The 16,938-nt window shown below is 71.0% G+C and carries 17 protein-coding genes, 2 tRNA genes and 1 pseudogene; 18 read left to right on the top strand and 2 right to left on the bottom strand.

What is annotated here, in order from left to right:
• Positions 1 to 182 precede the first annotated feature (182 nt).
• The 6 genes and pseudogenes from QE359_RS15600 (at position 183) to QE359_RS15575 (ending at position 5,933) form a co-directional block, all read left to right on the top strand.
• Positions 183 to 1,445 carry an ABC transporter substrate-binding protein gene (locus tag QE359_RS15600; RefSeq protein ID WP_309779866.1) on the top strand — a complete coding sequence of 421 codons (1,263 nt, stop codon included), beginning with the start codon at positions 183 to 185 and terminating at the stop codon, positions 1,443 to 1,445.
• Positions 1,446 to 1,604: 159 nt separating this feature from the next.
• Positions 1,605 to 2,579 carry a sugar ABC transporter permease gene (locus QE359_RS15595; RefSeq protein ID WP_309780446.1) on the top strand — a complete coding sequence of 325 codons (975 nt, stop codon included), beginning with the start codon at positions 1,605 to 1,607 and terminating at the stop codon, positions 2,577 to 2,579.
• Positions 2,580 to 2,674: 95 nt separating this feature from the next.
• Positions 2,675 to 3,488: pseudogene (locus tag QE359_RS15590) on the top strand (carbohydrate ABC transporter permease).
• A 5-nt stretch (positions 3,489 to 3,493) separates the two neighbouring features.
• Positions 3,494 to 4,060 carry a hypothetical protein gene (locus QE359_RS15585; RefSeq protein WP_309779864.1) on the top strand — a complete coding sequence of 189 codons (567 nt, stop codon included), beginning with the start codon at positions 3,494 to 3,496 and terminating at the stop codon, positions 4,058 to 4,060.
• Positions 4,061 to 4,080: 20 nt separating this feature from the next.
• The gene (locus tag QE359_RS15580) at positions 4,081 to 5,121 is read left to right on the top strand and encodes a LacI family DNA-binding transcriptional regulator (protein ID WP_309779863.1); all 1,041 of its coding nucleotides are present in this window, start codon (positions 4,081 to 4,083) and stop codon (positions 5,119 to 5,121) included.
• A gap of 137 nt (positions 5,122 to 5,258) precedes the next feature.
• On the top strand, positions 5,259 to 5,933 hold the full coding sequence (locus QE359_RS15575; RefSeq protein WP_309779862.1) for an MBL fold metallo-hydrolase: 675 nt from the start codon (positions 5,259 to 5,261) through the stop codon (positions 5,931 to 5,933).
• 23 nt (positions 5,934 to 5,956) lie between these two features.
• On the opposite strand, the gene QE359_RS15570 is transcribed toward QE359_RS15575, so the two are convergent.
• On the bottom strand, positions 5,957 to 6,793 hold the full coding sequence (locus tag QE359_RS15570; protein ID WP_309779861.1) for a DUF72 domain-containing protein: 837 nt from the start codon (positions 6,791 to 6,793) through the stop codon (positions 5,957 to 5,959).
• A 102-nt stretch (positions 6,794 to 6,895) separates the two neighbouring features.
• On the opposite strand from QE359_RS15570, the gene QE359_RS15565 reads away from it, so the two are divergent.
• The 6 genes from QE359_RS15565 (at position 6,896) to QE359_RS15540 (ending at position 9,125) form a co-directional block, all read left to right on the top strand.
• Positions 6,896 to 6,971: transfer RNA gene (locus QE359_RS15565), tRNA-Glu, on the top strand.
• A gap of 71 nt (positions 6,972 to 7,042) precedes the next feature.
• Positions 7,043 to 7,115: transfer RNA gene (locus QE359_RS15560), tRNA-Glu, on the top strand.
• 71 nt (positions 7,116 to 7,186) lie between these two features.
• Entirely contained in the window at positions 7,187 to 7,594 is a 408-nt protein-coding gene (locus tag QE359_RS15555; protein WP_229086634.1) for a RidA family protein, read from the top strand.
• A gap of 168 nt (positions 7,595 to 7,762) precedes the next feature.
• Positions 7,763 to 8,152, top strand: coding sequence for a CrcB family protein (locus QE359_RS15550; RefSeq protein WP_309780445.1), 390 nt, complete (start codon positions 7,763 to 7,765; stop codon positions 8,150 to 8,152).
• Positions 8,149 to 8,523, top strand: a complete 375-nt coding sequence (crcB, locus tag QE359_RS15545; protein WP_309779860.1) for a fluoride efflux transporter CrcB — start codon at positions 8,149 to 8,151, stop codon at positions 8,521 to 8,523. Before QE359_RS15550 ends, crcB begins: the two co-directional genes overlap by 4 nt.
• Positions 8,520 to 9,125 (top strand): histidine phosphatase family protein, encoded by a 606-nt coding sequence (locus tag QE359_RS15540; protein WP_309779859.1) that lies wholly within the window; start codon positions 8,520 to 8,522, stop codon positions 9,123 to 9,125. Before crcB ends, QE359_RS15540 begins: the two co-directional genes overlap by 4 nt.
• 99 nt (positions 9,126 to 9,224) lie before the next feature.
• Here the strand turns inward: QE359_RS15540 and QE359_RS15535 are convergent, their stop codons facing one another.
• The gene (locus QE359_RS15535) at positions 9,225 to 10,295 is read right to left on the bottom strand and encodes an FUSC family protein (protein WP_309779858.1); all 1,071 of its coding nucleotides are present in this window, start codon (positions 10,293 to 10,295) and stop codon (positions 9,225 to 9,227) included.
• A gap of 160 nt (positions 10,296 to 10,455) precedes the next feature.
• On the opposite strand from QE359_RS15535, the gene leuC reads away from it, so the two are divergent.
• The 6 genes from leuC (at position 10,456) to QE359_RS15505 (ending at position 16,937) form a co-directional block, all read left to right on the top strand.
• Positions 10,456 to 11,895 carry a 3-isopropylmalate dehydratase large subunit gene (leuC, locus tag QE359_RS15530; protein ID WP_309779857.1) on the top strand — a complete coding sequence of 480 codons (1,440 nt, stop codon included), beginning with the start codon at positions 10,456 to 10,458 and terminating at the stop codon, positions 11,893 to 11,895.
• Positions 11,895 to 12,491, top strand: a complete 597-nt coding sequence (gene leuD, locus QE359_RS15525; protein ID WP_229086632.1) for a 3-isopropylmalate dehydratase small subunit — start codon at positions 11,895 to 11,897, stop codon at positions 12,489 to 12,491. Before leuC ends, leuD begins: the two co-directional genes overlap by 1 nt.
• Complete coding sequence (gene murA, locus QE359_RS15520) at positions 12,491 to 13,858, top strand: UDP-N-acetylglucosamine 1-carboxyvinyltransferase (protein WP_071296140.1); 1,368 nt, start codon at positions 12,491 to 12,493, stop codon at positions 13,856 to 13,858. The genes leuD and murA overlap by 1 nt, the downstream gene beginning before the upstream one ends.
• Before the next feature lie 85 nt (positions 13,859 to 13,943).
• A complete protein-coding gene (locus tag QE359_RS15515) occupies positions 13,944 to 14,699 on the top strand; it encodes a 1-acyl-sn-glycerol-3-phosphate acyltransferase (protein ID WP_092386723.1) in 756 nt (251 codons plus the stop codon).
• Between the two features lie 91 nt (positions 14,700 to 14,790).
• Entirely contained in the window at positions 14,791 to 15,804 is a 1,014-nt protein-coding gene (locus QE359_RS15510; protein WP_070419107.1) for an NAD(P)H-dependent glycerol-3-phosphate dehydrogenase, read from the top strand.
• Between the two features lie 32 nt (positions 15,805 to 15,836).
• Complete coding sequence (locus QE359_RS15505) at positions 15,837 to 16,937, top strand: D-alanine--D-alanine ligase family protein (protein WP_071302178.1); 1,101 nt, start codon at positions 15,837 to 15,839, stop codon at positions 16,935 to 16,937.
• The last annotated feature ends 1 nt before the right edge of the window (position 16,938 follow it).

Below are 16,938 nucleotides of genomic sequence, written 5' to 3'. Positions count from 1 at the left end.
AACGGCGCACGGTGGTCACGAGCAGGTCACGGATTCTTTGCAACCGGTTGCGAACGGCTGAGAGCGGGCGTAGCTTCCTCCTCCAGCAGGCAGCGTCGCCTGCTCCAGGCAGCGTCGACCCGATCGTCCTCGCCTGGTGATCTCAACGTGGAGACGACACTGTGAAGACAACACGCGCCAAAGTGCGGTTCGCATCCGTAGCGGGGATCGCGGTCATCGGCCTCGTGCTGACCGGGTGCTCGAGCGGCAGCTCGGCGTCGGACGACGCCAAGAACGGTCAGGACAGCCGCGGGCCCATCACCTACGTGCAGGGCAAGGACAACTCGAACGTCGTCCGCCCCCTCATCGCGAAGTGGAACAAGGCCCACCCCGACGAGAAGGTCACCTTCAAGGAGCAGTCCGACCAGGCCGACCAGCAGCACGACGACCTCGTGCAGCACTTCCAGGCGAAGGACGCGAACTACGACGTCGTCGACGTGGACGTCGTCTGGACCGCCGAGTTCGCGGCGAAGGGCTGGCTCACCCCGCTCACCGGCAGCATGAAGATCGACACGTCGAAGCTCCTGCCGGCCACCGTCAAGACGGCCACCTACAACAACACGCTCTACGCGGCACCGCAGACCTCCGACGGCGCGCTGCTCTACTACCGCAAGGACCTCGTCAAGACGCCCCCGACCACCTGGGCCGAGATGATGAAGGACTGCGACATCGCCAAGCAGGCCGGCATCGGCTGCTACGCCGGGCAGTTCGCGAAGTACGAGGGCCTGACCGTGAACGCCTCCGAGGCGATCAATGGCTCCGGCGGCTCGGTCCTCAGCAAGAGCGGCACGCCGGACGTCGACACGTCCGACGCGAAGGCCGGCCTGCAGAACCTGGTCGACGCCTTCAAGGACGGCAACATCCCCGCCGAGGCGATCACCTACCAGGAGGAGCAGGGCCGCACCGCCTTCGAGGCCGGCAAGCTCCTGTTCCTGCGCAACTGGCCGTACGTCTACAGCCTCGCGAAGACGGACGGGTCGAGCACGGTCAAGGACACCTTCGGCATCGCCCCGATCCCCGGCAAGGACGGCACCGGCGCCTCGACGCTCGGCGGTCACAACGCCGCGATCAGCGTGTACTCGAAGCACAAGGCGACCGCGCACGACTTCCTCGAGTTCCTGGAGTCGAACGAGACGCAGAAGTTCTTCGCAACGCAGGGCTCCCTCGCCCCGGTCGTCGGTGACCTCTACACCGACTCCGAGCTGACGGCGAAGCTGCCCTACCTGCCGACCCTGCTCAAGTCCATCGAGTCGGCCGAGCCGCGCCCGGTCACGCCGTTCTACCCGGCCGTGACGAAGGCGATCCAGGACAACACCTACGCCGCCCTCAAGGGATCGAAGAGCGTCGACGAGGCGATGAAGGACATGCAGGCGGCCCTCGAGACGGCCACCAGCAGCGGCAGTTAGCACCCGAGTACGCGGCGGACGCCGCATCGGACTGGAGGCGCGGGTCGACCCCGCCCCGCGCCTCCCGTCCGTCCCATCCTGCGTTCCGACACCCGGCAAGGAGGCCGTCACGTGTCAGCAGCAACCGAGATCCCCGCCGCCATCCCCAACCCGACGGGCATGGAGCCGCAGAAGCGGCGAAAGGGCGGACTCAACGCCGAGCACGGCCGATGGGCCGTGTACCTCATCGGCCCGACGATCGTGCTCCTCGCCATCGTCATCGGCTACCCGGTGGTCAGCGCGATCATCCAGTCGTTCCAGCTCGACGCCGGACTCGACAAGGCCACCGGCCTGTTCGTGCAGGGCGGCTTCGCCGGCGTCACCAACTACGTGCACTGGCTCGCACAGCAGTGCGGCAACACCACCTGCCCGCCCGGCAGCATCGGCTCGCAGTTCTGGGTGTCGATGGGCAACACGTTCTTCTTCACGGTCGTCACCGTCGCCCTGGAGACGGTGATCGGCGTGTGGATGGCGATCATCATGAACCGCAACTTCAGGGGCCGCGCGCTCGTCCGTGCCGCGATCCTCGTGCCGTGGGCCATCCCGACCGCCGTCACCGCGAAGCTCTGGTACTTCATCTTCGACGCGAACGGCGTGCTCAACCACGTCCTCGGGCAGCAGATCCTCTGGACGAGCGGCGAGTGGGCGTCCCGGTGGGCGGTCATCATCGCCGACACCTGGAAGACCACGCCGTTCATGGCGCTGCTCATCCTCGCGGGGCTGCAGCTCATCCCGGAAGAGGTCTACGAGGCCGGGAAGATGGACGGCGCCTCCACCGTCCAGCGCTTCGTGCTCATCACCCTGCCGCTCATCAAGCCGGCGCTCATGGTCGCCGTCCTGTTCCGCGTGCTCGACGCGCTGCGCATGTACGACCTGCCGGCGATCCTCACCGGCGGTGGCGGTGGTTCCGGCAACGCCACCACGACCCTGTCGATCCTCGTCGTCGAACAGATCCGGCAGGGCTTCAACTCCGCGTCGGCACTGTCGACCATCACCTTCCTGGTGATCTTCATCGTCGCGTTCGTCTTCGTGCGGTTCCTCGGCGCCAACGTGGTGCAGACGCAGGCCGCCCAGCAGAAGGGGGAGCTCAAGTGACCCTCGCAGCCGACCGTCCCCGCTCCAACGCCCGAGCCCGCGACATCGCCGTCGACCGCAGCGACGTGCGGGTCAAGCGCCACACCGGCCCGCGGATCCGCACCGCCGTGCAGGCCATCGTCATCGCCGTCTGGTGCCTCCTGCCGTTCTACTGGATGGTGGTGACCAGCTTCCGCGACGTCGGGTTCACGTTCGACGCCACACCGTGGCCGACGCACGTCACGCTCGACAACTACGCGACGGCGTTCTCGACGTCGCTCGGCAACCACCTGGGGCGGGCGCTCGCGAACAGCCTCCTCATCGGTGGCGTCGTGACGATCATGGCCCTGCTCGTCGGCACGAGCGCGGCGTACGCCCTGGCCCGTCTGGAGTTCAAGGGCAAGTCGCTCATCGCCGGTGCGATCCTCGCGGCGTCGATGTTCCCGGGCGTCGCGCTCATCTCCCCGTTGTTCCAGCTGTTCACGGACATCGGGTGGATGGGCTCGTACCAGGCGCTGATCCTGCCGAGCATCTCGTTCGTGCTGCCCCTGACCGTCTACACGCTCGCGAGCTTCTTCCGCGAGATGCCGTGGGACCTCGAGGAAGCGGCACGCATCGACGGGTGCACCCGCGTGCAGGCGTTCCGACGGATCATCCTGCCGCTGGCCGCCCCCGGCCGTGTTCACGACGGCGATCCTGGCGTTCATCTCCAGCTGGAACGAGTACCTCATCTCCTCCCAGCTCTCGAGCGACGCGACGCAGCCGGTGACCGTGGCGATCGCCTCGTTCGCCGGGTCCCAGCCGCACCAGGAGCCCTACACGGCGGTGATGGCCGCCGGCACGATCGTCACGATCCCGCTCGTGGTCCTCGTGCTCATCTTCCAACGACGCATCGTGGCCGGCCTCACCGCCGGCGGCGTGAAGGGCTGACGACCATGGCACAGCGCGGACCGACCCGGCCCACGGCCCGGATCGAGGAGGCCATCGGCTTCGTCGGCACGTTCGGCATCCTGTTCCTCGGGGCCACGGTGTTCTGCGAGCTCACCGGTCGCCCGGCGCTCGGCTGGGCGCTCACGCTGCTCGTCTGCGTGCTCGGCGTGGTGGTGCTCGACCGGTGGCGGGTGTCGGTGCTCCGCCGCACCCGTTCGACCGACGGTGTCGGCGGGGCGGCGCCGGTCGTCGCTCCGGTCGCGCGGCCGGCAGCGGCGGCGGGCGTCGCGGCCGGCTCCGGTCCGTCGGGGTGGCGGTCGGACCCGTCCCGCATCGCCGTGCAGCCCGCGGTGGACGGTCGGGTGCACCGCCACGTCGGGTGGGACGAACTCGCGCCCGTCGGTCGTCGGGCCGCTCGGACACGCCGCGCCGCGGTCCCGCGCACCGGAGCAGCGCCGGGCACGGCGCTCCCCGGGGCGGACAGTGCGCTCCCCGGGGCGGGCAGTGCGCCGTCGGTCGCGCGAGCGCAGACCGGCCCCGTCGCCGACGTGCGGCGGCCGTCGGACGGGTGACGGGCCTCCCGGGACCGTCCATGGGCATCCAGGAGATCGCGACCGTCACGGGCCTGTCGAAGTCGACGGTGTCCCGCGCACTGCGTGGGATGTCGACGGTCGCGGACACCACGATCGACGAGGTGCGACGGGTCGCCGACGAGCTCGGGTACGTGCCGAGCTCGGCGGCGGCCGGCCTCGCCACGGGGCGGCAGCGCGCGATCGGCGTCGTCGTCCCGGTGATCGACCGGTGGTTCTACGTCAAGGCGCTCGGCGGTGTCGACGCCGAACTGCGGCGGGCCGGGTACGACCTGGTGCTGTACAACCTCGGCGGACCCGGCGGCGACCGCGACCGGGCGTTCCGACGGTCGATGCTGCGGCACCGGGTCGACGGCCTCGTCCTGCTGTCGCTCGTGCTCGACGAGACCGAGCGCGCCGAGCTGGAACTCACGCGGCACCCCATGATCGTGATCGGCGGTCCGGCGCCGGGCCTCCGGAACGTCGGCGTGGACGACGTCGCCGTGGCCGTGATCGCCGTCGAGCACCTGTGCGGACTCGGGCACCGGGACGTGGCCTACGTCGGCGGACAGGACGAGGCGGGGATGAACGTGGCGGTGCCGTGGCTGCGGCGGGACGGGTTCGTGGACGCACTCGCCGCGCGGGGGATCGCGGTGCGGGAGGACTGGATCCTCGACGGGCGGTTCTCCTTCGCGGGCGGCGTCGACGCGGGGGAGGCGTTGTTCGGCGGGCGTGACGGGCGCCGCGGTGTCGGGCGTGACGGCGCGTGGCCGACCGCGGTGTTCTGTGCATCGGACGAGATGGCGCTCGGGGTGGTCCTCGCCGCGCGTCGAGCGGGTCTCTCGGTGCCGGAGGACGTCTCGGTCATCGGCATCGACGGCCACGAGTACGGCGAGGTCGCCGGGCTGACCACCATCGCCCAGGACCCGGTTGCCCAGGGTCGGGTCGCGGCACGGGCCGTGCTCGCCGAGGTCGACGGCGGGCTCGCGGGGCCGTTGCCGGCGTCACCGGCGCACCTCGTGGTGCGGTCGACGACGGGGCCGCCCCGGGCCGTCCGCGCGTAGGCGGTGGCATCGCCGCGCTCCGAACCACGAACGCGACATCGAACCGGGCGTCGTGCCTGGTTCGACGTCGCTTTCGTGGTTCGACCCAAGCCGCGCCGCGCCGTCGCTCTGCCACGCCGCCGCGTAGGGTCGCCCGCATGGAGGTCACCAAGCTCGAGCACGCCTGCCAGATCGTCACCGAGGGCAGCGCGCGCCTCGTCATCGACCCGGGCAACTTCACCCGGCCCGTCGACGTCACCGGTGTCGTCGCCGTCGTCGTCACCCACGAGCACCCGGACCACGTCACGCCCGAGCAGGTCCGGCGGATCCTCGACGCGAACCCCGGGGCGGTCGTGATCGGCCCCGCCGGTGTCGCCCGGGCGCTCGCCGGCGCGGACGGCGCGGACGGCGCGGACGGGTCGGGCGGCGCGGACGGCGTCGTGGTGGACGTCGTCACCGCCGGGGACCGACGCACCGTGGGTCCGTTCGACCTGTCGTTCCACGGCACGCGCCACAACCTGATCCACTCGAGCGTCCCGATCGTCGACAACGCCGGTGTCCTCGTGAACGGCAGGCTCTTCCACCCGGGCGACTCCTACACGGTGCCCGACGTCCCGGTCGAGGTCCTCGCCGCACCCGTCGGCGCCCCGTGGCTCAAGGTGTCCGAGATGATGGACTACGTCCTCGCGGTCGGGCCCCGCCTGGCCTACCCCGTGCACGAGGCAACGCTCTCCGACGTCGGCTACGGCATGCACACCGGTCGTCTCCGCGAGGCCGTGGAGCCCTCCGGCTCGGTCGTCGTCCTCCGTCCCGGGGAGTCGCTCACGATCTGACCGACTGGTCCAGGAGGCACGGCTCACCTCTGCGCGTCTCGCCTGCGCAGACGGTCGCGCACTATCCGGTCGAGCGCGAGTGCGTCCCAGGGAGCGTGCCGCTCGGCGTCGTTGTCGAAGTACACGTACGCGTCCCGCCCGGCATCGAGGTGCTCGACGATCGTCGTCGCCCACCGACCGAGCGCCTGCGGCGAGTAGCCGTCGTGGTAGGTCCTGGGTGCGCCGTGCAGTCGGAGGTAGGCGATGCGTGCGCCGGTGTCGACGCGCAGGCGTGGGAAGTCGCCCGCGTGCGAGTCGACCAGGGTGGTCCGGTGCCGTCGGAGCACATCGGCGTGCTCAGCACCGAACCCCACCGCCCGCACCTCGACGGCGTGCTCGATCACCCGGCCGGGGTCCTCTGCTTCGACGGCGGGGACCGGGACCTTCTCGTCGTGCCGTCGGGCGAGCGCTGCCGCTGCACCGTGCGTGCGGGGGAGTCGCCCGAGGAAGTCGTCGAGCACCTCCGGTGTCGGCAGGAGCGCCTCGGGGAGCTGCCAGAGCACCGGGCCGAGCGTCGACCCGAGCTCCAGTGGCCCGGACGCGAAGAAGTTCGCCAGCGCCGTGTCGACGTGCCTGAGGCGCAACATGTGCGTCACGTAGCGCCCTCCCTTGAGCGCGAAGCGGAACGTCGGGGGAACTGACTCGCGCCACGCTCGGTACCGCGACGGCCGCTGCAGCGAGTAGAAGGAGCCGTTGACCTCGACCGTCGAGAAGTGTCCGGCAGCGTACGCGAGCCATCGGCGCTTCGGCACGTCGGCGGGGTAGAAGTCCCCGCGCCAGGAGTCGTACTGCCAGCCCGACAGTCCGGTGCGCACGATCACCGCCCCACCGTATTCCCGCCGCGGCATGGCGCCGCACCCGGGCGACACGCCTCGTTTTGGCACGGCGCGGGGCTTGTGCAATACTTGTCGAGTTGTCGGAACGGCCCCATCGTACAGCGGCCTAGTACGTCGCCCTCTCACGGCGGTAACGCGGGTTCGAATCCCGCTGGGGTCACCACAGGTGGCTTGCCTCCCACTCCGACAACGACCATGACCCCCGCTTCCGGGCGGGGGATTCCCATGTGTGACGGCCCCATCGTACAGCGGCCTAGTACGTCGCCCTCTCACGGCGGTAACGCGGGTTCGAATCCCGCTGGGGTCACACCAGCACGAAAGCCCTCCGGTCCGCCGGGGGGCTTTCGTCGTCCCGGTCGGCTCTGCGAGGCTGACGGGGTGACCAGTGTCGTGCAACTCATCCGTTCCGGTGCCCTCAGCGACGTCGCGGAGTACGCGTACGCCGCGTCCGTGCCCGCCGGCAGCCGACTCGTGTTCCTCGCCGGCGCGTGCCCCCTCGACGCCGACGGCCGGACCGTGGCCGTGGGCGACGTCCGCGGTCAGGCGGCGCAGTGCGTCGAGAACCTCCGCACCGCGCTCGACGCCGCGGGGGCCGGGATCGCCGACCTCGCCCAGACCCGGGTCCTCGTCGCGTCGACGCGGCAGGCCGACCTCGTGGCCGCGTGGGAGGTCGTCCGCGAGGCCATGGGCGACCACGACGTGCCGAGCACCCTCGTCGGGGTGACCGTCCTCGGGTACGACGACCAGCTCGTCGAGATCGAGGGCATCGCGGCCGTCGCGGACTGACGCGGTACGCTGATCCGGTCGTCAGACCCGGCAGTGGGGCCTGCCGGACCCAACCGCGGCCAGCCGCCAACGGTCCCTATCCCGAGAACACCGCACGCGCGGAGACGATCCGGCGTGCTCGGCGATAGGAGCACCGTGCACAAACGTCCACCCCACCTCCGCTGGTCGATGCTCGGCGTCGTCGCACTCGGCGGGGCGATCGGCACCGGTGTCCGAGCGCTCCTCACCGAGGTCTTCCCGGCGCACGACGGCATCAGCTGGGCGATCTTCGCGATCAACGTCGTCGGCGCGTTCTGCCTCGGCCTCCTGCTCGAGGCGCTGGCGCACCGCGGCCCGGACGTCGGGCGTCGTCGGGGCCTGCGGTTGTTCGTCGGCACCGGGGTCCTCGGCGGCTTCACGACCTACAGCACGCTCGCCGACGACACCGCGCAGCTGCTCGACGTCGGTCGCTGGGGCGCCGGCAGCGGGTACGCCCTGCTCACGGTCGTGGTGGGGCTGCTCGCCGTCGTGGCCGGCATCGGACTCGCCACGGTGCTCCGGTCCGGAGGCGCCCGGTGAACGCCCTCGAACTGCTCCTCGTCGCGGTCGGCGGGGGAGTCGGCGCGGCGCTGCGCTTCCTCCTCGACGGCGTCGTGAAAGTCCGGGTGTCCGGCTTCCCGCTCGGCACGGTCGTCATCAACGTGTCCGGATCGCTCGTCCTCGGGCTTCTGACGGGCCTCGGGCAGGCGGGCACGATCCCGCTCCCGGTCGTCGCGGTGCTCGGAACGGGCATGATGGGTGGGTACACGACGTTCTCGACGGCGAGCGTCGAGACCGTACAGCTCCTCCGATCCGGCAAGCCCCGGCTCGCCGTCCTGAACGGCCTCGGGATGCTCGTCGTCTCGGTCGGCGCAGCCGCGCTCGGCCTGCTCATCGGAAGGAACACATGACCTCGGAACGCCCCGGCGAACTCGTCCTCGTCCGTCACGGAGAGACGGAGTGGTCGAAGAGCGGGCAGCACACCGGCCGCACCGACATCCCGCTCACCGAGAACGGCATCGAGCAGGCGAAGCGCGCCGGCCGGTACCTGGCGGACCGCACGTTCGCGCTGGCGCTGTCCAGCCCGCTGCAGCGCGCCCGCGACACGGCGGCGCTCGTCGGTGTCGACGCGGAGCTCGACGAGGACCTCTACGAGTGGGACTACGGCGCGTACGAGGGGCTCACCACGCCGCAGATCAAGGTCCTCCGGCACGGCCCGTGGGACCTCTGGACCGACGGCGTGCCCGCCGGTGACACGCCCGGCGAGAACGCCGCCGAGGTCCGGGTCCGCGTCGAGCGCATCCTCGACCGTGCCCGACCGGTCCTCGCCGAGGGGCAGGACGCGATCGTCGTCGCCCACGGGCACGTCCTCCGCGCGCTCGGCGCCGCGTGGATCCGCCTCGCACCGCAGGACGGCGCCGTGCTGAAGCTCGGCACCGCCTCGGTGAGCGTGCTCGGGTACGAGCACGGCCGCCCTGTCATCGACGCCTGGAACATCCAGCCCCGCGACTGACGCGTCCGCGCAGGCGGCCGCAGCGGGCCTGCGGCGGCCTGCTGCGGACGGGAGGCGCGGTGCCGGCCCGACCCGCCCCTCCTGTCCGCGCAGCCCGCGTCAGACGGTGCGGATCGCGCTCGTCGCGCCCAGCGCGCGACCGCGCCGCCGCTCGATCCCACGCCCCACGAACAGCAGCGCGACGCTGACGAGCGCGCCCAGGGTGGTCTGCGCGACGCGGTCGAGCGCGAGGAGCTCCGGCGCCTCGGGCAGGCTCAGCCACGACACGGCGAGCGCGAGCGGCGTGAGGAAGAGCAGGCACACGGCGTAGTGCCGCGCGACGAAGATCTCGGCGAAGAACTGCCCGACGACGGCGATCAGGACGATCCACCACGCCGAGGGCTCCAGCAGCAGGATGCCCACCGCGATCACGGTGCCGCCGATCGTGCCGATGAACCGCTGGAACGCCCGGAACACCGTGTGCCGCTGGCGCAGTGCGGGCAGCGTCGACACCACGGCGATGACCGCCCAGTAGGGGTGCCCGAGCCCGGGGATCGTCTCGGCGACGGCCCCGGCGACGAGCGCTCCGACCACGTTGAGGGCCACGGTCTCCCACAGCGCGGGCGGGGTCCGGAGCACCGCGAGCGACCGGTGCTTGCGCTCCGCCAGCGGCCGGAACCGGTGCGGGGCGTGCGGGTGCAGCACGAGGCGCAGGACGGAGCCGGACATCGCGACGAGCCAGGCCCAGACGACCGAGCACACGATGATCGTGGCGATGACCGGGACGTCGGCTGGCCGGACCGGCACGAGCGACGAGACGAGGAACGCGAACACCGGGAAGATCGGCTGCGCCGGGATCGAGCGGAGGGCGCTCAGCGTGCAGACGGCGAAGACGAGCACGAGGACGAGCCCGACCGCCTGCATCCAGAGCTGCGACCCGGCCAGGGCGACCCCCACGCCGGCGGCCATGCACACCGCCTGCATCGCGCCGGCGACACCGGTCGTCACCGCACGCTGCCGGTAGGGCTCGGTGGCGCCGAAGATCGCCGTGAACCCGGCGAACATGGCGAAGGCGGCGTACCCGGGCATCCCGAGGGCGATGAGCAGCGCGAGCGGGGCGCCACCGGCGACCGCGGCGCGGATCGCGCCCTCGATGTTGATGGTCCGGGTCGAGTGCGCAGGTGTCGTCATGTCGCGACCATCTTCCCACCGCGACGGGTGTCGCGGAGTCGAGCCGCGCCTCCAGGCCGCCGGATCGGGGCGGGAGCACGTTGGTATACCAACCTGCTAGACTCGCCGGACCGAGCCGCGACAGCGGCGCGTCGACGACAACGAGGAAGGGTCGCACCCGATGGGAAAGACGCTCGCCGAGAAGGTGTGGGACGACCACGTCGTGGTCAAGGGCGAGGACGGCAACCCCGACCTCCTCTACATCGACCTCCACCTCGTGCACGAGGTCACGAGTCCGCAGGCGTTCGACGGCCTGCGCCAGGCCGGCCGCCCGGTGCGCCGCCTGGACCTGACGATCGCGACCGAGGACCACAACACCCCGACCCTCGCGATCGACCGTCCGATCGCGGACCCGACCAGCCGGACCCAGATCGAGACGCTCCGTCGCAACTGCGAGGAGTTCGGCGTCCGCCTGCACTCCCTGGGCGACAAGGAGCAGGGCATCGTCCACGTGGTCGGTCCCCAGCTCGGCCTGACCATGCCCGGCATCACGGTGGTCTGCGGCGACTCGCACACCAGCACGCACGGGGCGTTCGGTGCGATGGCGTTCGGCATCGGGACGTCCGAGGTCGAGCACGTCCTCGCGACCCAGACCCTGCCGCTCAAGCCCTTCAAGACCATGGCGATCACGGTCGAGGGCACGCTGCGTCCGGGCGTGACGGCGAAGGACATCATCCTCGCCGTCATCGCGAAGATCGGCACCGGCGGCGGGCAGGGCTACGTGCTCGAGTACCGCGGCTCGGCGATCCGTGCGCTCTCGATGGAGGGCCGCATGACGATCTGCAACATGTCGATCGAGGCCGGTGCCCGCGCCGGCATGGTCGCCCCCGACCAGACCACCTACGACTACGTGCAGGGCCGCGACCACGCCCCGACCGGCCAGGACTGGGACGACGCCGTCGCGTACTGGGACACCCTGTCGACCGACGACGACGCGGTGTTCGACGCCGAGGTCTTCATCGACGCCGACGAGCTCGAGCCCTTCGTCACCTGGGGCACCAACCCCGGCCAGGGCGTCTCGCTGTCCGAGAGCGTGCCGTCGCCCGCGGACTTCGACGACCCGAACGACCAGGCCGCCGCGCAGCGTGCGCTCGAGTACATGGACATCGCGGCCGGTACCCCGATGAAGGACATCGCCGTCGACGCGGTCTTCATGGGGTCGTGCACGAACTCGCGCATCGAGGACCTCCGGGCCTTCGCGTCGATCATCCAGGGCCGCAAGAAGGCCGACGGGGTCCGGGTCCTGGTCGTGCCCGGGTCCGCACGGGTCCGGCTCGAGGCCGAGGCCGAGGGGCTGGACAAGGTCATCACGGAGTTCGGCGCCGAGTGGCGGTTCGCCGGCTGCTCGATGTGCCTCGGCATGAACCCCGACCAGCTGGCACCGGGGGAGCGCTGCGCGAGCACGTCGAACCGCAACTTCGAGGGGCGTCAGGGCAAGGGCGGGCGCACCCACCTGGTGTCCCCGCTCGTGGCCGCGGCGACCGCCGTGCGCGGCACGCTCTCCAGCCCGTGGGACCTGGAGACGTCCGAGTCGAACGCCGTCCTGGAAGGGGCACACTGATGGACAAGATCTCGACCGTCACCGGAATCGCCGCACCGCTCAAGCGGTCCAACGTCGACACCGACCAGATCATCCCCGCGGTCTACCTCAAGCGGGTCACGAAGACCGGCTTCGAGGACGCCCTGTTCTCCGGCTGGCGCCAGGACCCCGACTTCGTGCTGAACCAGCCCGAGTACCAGGGCGCGAAGGTCCTGGTGGCAGGCCCGGACTTCGGCACCGGCTCGTCGCGTGAGCACGCCGTCTGGGCGCTCCGTGACTTCGGCTTCCAGGTCGTCGTCTCGCCCCGCTTCGCCGACATCTTCAAGGGCAACGCGGGCAAGCAGGGACTGGTCACCGCGATCGTGACCGAATCGGAAGTCGAGCGGCTCTGGGCCGAGATCGAGCGGAACCCGGGGGTGTCGGCGACCGTGGACCTGGTGGCGCAGCGCGTGTCGCTCGGGGATGTGGACGTCCCCTTCGAGATCGACGCTTACACTCGTTGGCGGTTGATGGAAGGGCTCGACGACATCGGGCTCACCCTCCGTGACGAGACCTCGATCACGGAGTTCGAATCCCGCCGCTCCCGTTGGCGGCCGAAGACATTGCCGGTGAAGTAGTGAACTCTCTCGTACAGGACGCAGCGGCCGCAGGGGCGCGCGTGGGCCTCAAGTCGGACGAGATCGTCATCCGCGGGGGCAAGCCGCTCGTGGGGCGCATCGAGGTCCGCGGGGCGAAGAACCTCGCGACCAAGGCCATGGTGGCGTCGCTGCTCGGTGACACCCCGTCGATCCTCAAGGACGTCCCGGACATCTCCGACGTCAAGGTCGTCCGCGGGCTGCTCGAGGTGCACGGCGTGCGCATCACCGATCCTGCACGAGGCGAGCTCATCCTCGACCCGTCGAACGTCGAGTCGGCGCACTTCGCCGAGATCGACGCCCACGCCGGTTCGAGCCGCATCCCGATCCTGTTCTGCGGTCCGCTGCTGCACAAGCTCGGCGAGGCGTTCATCCCCGACCTCGGCGGCTGCCGCATCGGCGACCGCCCGATCGACTTCCACCTCGACGCCCTCCGTGCCATGGGCGCGGTCGTCGACAAGCAGGTCAACGGCATCCACCTCACCGCTCCGGACGGCCTCAAGGGCGCGTACATCGAGCTGCCGTACCCGAGCGTCGGCGCCACCGAGCAGGTCCTGCTGTCCGCGACCCTCGCCGAGGGCGTCACGGAGCTCCGGAACGCCGCGATCGAGCCCGAGATCATGGACCTCATCGCGATCCTGCAGAAGATGGGCGCCATCGTCTCGGTCGAGCCGAACCGCGTCATCTTCATCGAGGGCGTCCAGTCGCTCCGCGGCTACACGCACCGTGCGATCAACGACCGCAACGAGGCCGCCAGCTGGGCCTCCGCCGCGCTCGCGACCAACGGCGACATCTTCGTCGAGGGCGCGAAGCAGCAGGAGCTCATGACGTTCCTCAACGTCTTCCGCAAGGTCGGCGGCGGGTTCGACATCCAAGAGGACGGCATCCGCTTCTACCGCGAGCTCGAGGTCCTCAAGCCGGTCGTCATCGAGACCGACGTGCACCCCGGGTTCATGACGGACTGGCAGCAGCCGCTCGTCGTGGCCCTGACCCAGGCCGCCGGGCAGAGCATCGTGCACGAGACCGTGTACGAGAACCGCTTCGGCTTCACCGACGCCCTGAACGAGATGGGCGCGGACATCGTCGTCCACAAGGAGGGTCTGCCCGGGCACGACCGTCGCGTCGCCCGCCGTCCCTTCGAGCAGGCCGCGGTCATCACCGGCCCGACGACGCTCCACGCCGCCAACGTCCGCGTCCCGGACCTCCGCGGCGGCTTCAGCCACCTCATCGCGGCACTCACCGCCGAGGGCGAGTCCCACATCACGAACGTCGGCATCATCAGCCGCGGCTACGAGCACTTCATCCCGAAGCTGCGCAAGCTCGGCGCCGACTTCGACTTCGCGGGGTAGCGCGGTGACTGCTGCTCCGGCACCTCGCGGTGACGGTGAGGGCCAGGAGGCGCGGCGCGCCTCCGCCTCGCAGGTCACCACCGGCATGCCCGTCCCTGGGCGCCGGTGGCGCCGCGGCGAGCTGAACACGGCCTTCCGGATCCTCGCGACCGTGGTCATCCCGACCTTCCGCTTCTCCGCGCGCTACCACTGGCACGGACCGAACCGGTTGCCGGCCGAGGGCGCGTTCGTGCTCGCACCGAACCACTTCACGAACATCGACCCGCTCGTCGTCGGCACGGCGGTCTGGCTGTCCCGTCGGGCGCCGCGGTTCCTCGCGAAGGCGTCCCTCTTCAAGGTCCCGGTCTTCGGCAAGATCATGTCCGGCATGGGCCAGATCCCCGTCGAGCGTTCCGGCCGTACCCGGCTGAGCGACCCGCTCGGCGGCGGCCGGTCGCTGATCGAGCAGGGCGGCGCCATCATCGTCTACCCCGAGGGCACGCTCACCCGTGACCCCGACCTGTGGCCGATGCGCGGCAAGACCGGCGCGGTGCGGATCGCCCTCGAGAACGACGTGCCGCTCATCCCGATGGCCCACTGGGGCACGCAGAACATCATGGCGCGGTACGGCAAGAAGCTCCGGCTCATCCCGCCGTCTCGCGTGGACGTCATCGTCGGCGACCCCGTCGACCTGTCGGCGTACCGCGGCAAGCCGATCGACCAGCAGGTGCTCGTCGAGGCGACCGAGCTGCTCATGCGGCACATCACCGCGCTGCTCGAGGAGATCCGCGGGCAGCAGGCACCCCCGACCCGCTGGGACCCGGCGGCGAACAACCAGAAGGAGACCGGCCGGTTTGAGTGAGCAGCGACCGGGCCTCCGCCCGCACGATGACCACCCGGACCCCGCGGTGGCAGCCCCCGGAGCGGTGGACACCGCCGCGATCCGCGTGGTCATGCAGTCGACCGACAAGCCGCGCGTCGCCGTCATCGGTGCCGGCAGCTGGGGGACCACGTTCGCCAAGGTCCTCGCCGAGGGCGGTGCCGACACGGTCGTGTGGGCACGTCGTCCCGAGGTCGCGCGCGAGATCACCGAGACCAAGCGCAACTCGGAGTACCTGCCCGGCATCAACCTCCCGCGCACCCTGACCGCCTCGACGTCGCTGTCCGCCGTGCTCGACGGCGCCCAGCAGGTGTACGTGTCGGTGCCGTCGCAGACCCTGCGGTCGAACCTCGACGCGATCGCGCCGCTGCTCGCGCCGGGGGTGCCCGTGGTGAGCCTGATGAAGGGCGTCGAGAAGGCGACCGGTCTGCGGATGAGCGAGGTCCTGCTCCAGGGCCTCGGCATCGACCAGGACCGCATCGCCGTCGCGAGCGGCCCGAACCTGGCGCTCGAGATCGCCCGTCGGCAGCCCACCGCGGCCGTCGTGTCCTCGTCGTCGGCCGAGACCGCCAGCGCGGTGGCCGCCGTCGCCACGAACCCGTACTTCCGGTCGTTCATCAACACCGACGTCATCGGCACCGAGTTCGGCGGCGTGCTGAAGAACCTCATCGCCGTGGCGATCGGCATCGTCGACGGCGTCGGCTACGGCGAGAACACGAAGGCGTCGATCATCACGCGCGGGCTCGCCGAGATGACCGACTTCGCGGTGTCGCTCGGCGCCCAGCCCTCGACGCTGTCCGGGCTCGCCGGTCTCGGCGACCTCATCGCCACGTGCCAGTCACCGCTCTCTCGGAACAACACCGCGGGGCGGCTGCTCGGCCAGGGGTACCGGTTCGACGAGGTCGTGCGCCAGATGAACCAGACCGCCGAGGGGCTCGCCTCGGTCGCGCCGATCCTCGAGCTCGCCGCGGCGAACGGCGTCGACATGCCCATCGTGGGGCAGGTCGCCGAGGTGCTCGCCGGTAGGCTCGATCCGCGCAACATCGCGCCGCACCTCACCGAGACCGACGAACCCCAGGGCGAGTGACCGGTCCGACCCCGACCAGCAAGAGGACTGCCATGCCCACGATCGCACCCGTGCCACCGACGACCGTCGCCGTGCTGTTCGGCGGCCGTTCGAGCGAGCACGAGATCAGCTGCGTGACCGCCGGCGGGATCATGGACGTCGTCGACCGTGCCGAGTACGACCTCGTGCCGATCGGCATCACGAAGGACGGGGCGTTCACGCTCCAGCCCGACGACCCGGCGCAGTGGGCGCTCCGTGACGGCACGCTCCCGACCGTGCCCGACAACGGCACCCGCGTGGCGTTCCCGACGTCGCCGGCGACGAACGAGCTCGTGGTCTCGCACCCGGACGGCTCCGTCACGACGATCGCGGTCGACATCGTCTTCCCGATCCTGCACGGCCCGTTCGGCGAGGACGGCACCGTCCAGGGGCTCCTCGAGATCGCCGGTCTGCCGTACGTCGGCGACGGGGTGCTCGCGAGCGCCCTGGCCATGGACAAGCACGTCGCCAAGGCGGTCCTCGAGCACGCCGGGCTCCGGGTCGCGCCGTGGACGACCGTGCTCCGTCGCGAGTGGTCGGCCGACCCGGTCGACGTCGCCGAGGCGATCGCCGCGCACGGGTGGCCGCTCTTCGTGAAGCCGGCACGTGCGGGCTCCAGCATGGGGGTGTCCCGCGTGGACGGCCCCGACGAGCTCGGTGCCGCGATGGACCTGGCGTTCGAGCACGACTCCAAGGTCATCGTCGAGCCGCGGGTGATCGGGCGCGAGGTCGAGGTCGCGGTGCTCGAGGGTCGTGACGGCGTCCCGCGCACGAGCCTGCCGGGCGAGATCGTCGTCGCCGAGGACGGCTTCTACGACTTCGCGTCGAAGTACCTCGGCGGTGACGAGTCGCTGCTCTGCCCGGCCCCGCTCACCGAGGCGCAGACGGACGAGATCCGATCGATCGGCGCCCGGGCGTTCGAGGCGATCGGCGGCTCCGGGCTCGCCCGCGTCGACTGCTTCCTGACCGACGACGGCTTCGTGGTGAACGAGGTCAACACGATGCCGGGGTTCACGCCGCTGTCGATGTACCCGCGTTGCTGGGCGGCGTCGGGCGTGTCCTACGGTGAGCTCGTCCGCGAGCTCATCGAGCTGGGGCGCGCCGCCGTCCGCTGAC

Source organism: Curtobacterium sp. SORGH_AS_0776, assembly GCF_031453355.1.
Taxonomy (GTDB): Bacteria; Actinomycetota; Actinomycetes; order Actinomycetales; family Microbacteriaceae; genus Curtobacterium.
The sequence above is the reverse complement of the archived record's forward strand: the minus strand, read 5'-3'. Positions and strand labels throughout refer to the sequence as shown.